Genomic DNA, 464 nt, shown 5'->3' with positions numbered 1-464 from the left:
CTTAGCTTGCAGGTTATGGGTAACTTATTTTGAAAACAGTACACTAGCGATCGCACTTTTTACTCCCTCACCGACAGACTTCCAGTACAACGTCTTTAGAACTATTTTGGCCTTGGCAGGGGCAGGTATCGGTGCCGTAATCCCCGGTTTTATGGAGGTTCGCTTTCAGAGTTGGCTGCGCGCTGGTGGTGCCCTTGCTGTTTTCGCAGTGCTATATTTCTTCAGCCCGGCAAACCTTGTTGTCCAAGCAGCAGCTCCGTAACGCCGTCCAGTGAGAAAAAGTCACTGAACCGGATGGGAAGGATAGAATTTCAAATCAAGGCAGCATAACTCCCCAATTCTCTAACCTCCACCTAAGGACAGCAGATGATCACGAAGATCAAAATCCAGGGCTATCGGATCTACGGCGACTTCACGCTGCTGCCAAACAAGGATCTCAATATTCGTATCCGTCCGGCCAAGTC

Annotated in this window: 1 protein-coding gene; it reads left to right on the top strand. The window is 49.4% G+C overall.

The window, feature by feature from the left end; all coding sequences use genetic code 11:
• On the top strand, positions 1-262 hold a 262-nt coding region (locus DW49_RS1000000133465; RefSeq protein ID WP_024421501.1), incomplete at its 5' end, for a hypothetical protein.
• Between the last annotated feature and the right edge of the window lie 202 nt (positions 263-464).

This window comes from Pseudomonas avellanae BPIC 631, from assembly GCF_000444135.1.
GTDB classification, from domain to species: domain Bacteria; phylum Pseudomonadota; class Gammaproteobacteria; order Pseudomonadales; family Pseudomonadaceae; genus Aquipseudomonas; species Aquipseudomonas avellanae.
The sequence above is the reverse complement of the archived record's forward strand: the minus strand, read 5'-3'. Positions and strand labels throughout refer to the sequence as shown.